Annotated in this window: 1 tRNA gene; it reads left to right on the top strand. The window is 56.1% G+C overall.

From position 1 onward, the window contains the following. Positions 1-47: 47 nt before the first annotated feature. Positions 48-124 (top strand) — tRNA-Ile (locus G4D87_RS38770). Positions 125-321 lie beyond the last annotated feature (197 nt).

The raw sequence follows: 321 nt of genomic DNA, 5'->3' as shown, positions 1-321 counted from the left end.
TTTGAGAATGAAGGACGCTGTAGGGTTTGCCGACGCGGTAGCCCCCTGGGCCTATAGCTCAGCTGGCTAGAGCGCGCGCCTGATAAGCGCGAGGTCGGTGGTTCAAGTCCACCTAGGCCCACCATTTCCTCCCTGAGTGAGGAGGAAAGTGGTGACGCGCGCGAATCCATCAGCTCCACAAGTTTTCTCTGAGGTTGAGAGAAGCGTTCTTTGACAAGTGCATACGAAGGGTAAGTTCAATTTCTGCTGAGAGAAGTTCTCGCAGAAGCCCTGACGAAAGTACCCGCCGACGCCGTGAGGCGAAGGTGAGGGAAGCAGTCA

This window comes from Myxococcus vastator (assembly GCF_010894475.1).
Lineage (GTDB): Bacteria > Myxococcota > Myxococcia > Myxococcales > Myxococcaceae > Myxococcus > Myxococcus vastator.
The sequence above is the reverse complement of the archived record's forward strand: the minus strand, read 5'-3'. Positions and strand labels throughout refer to the sequence as shown.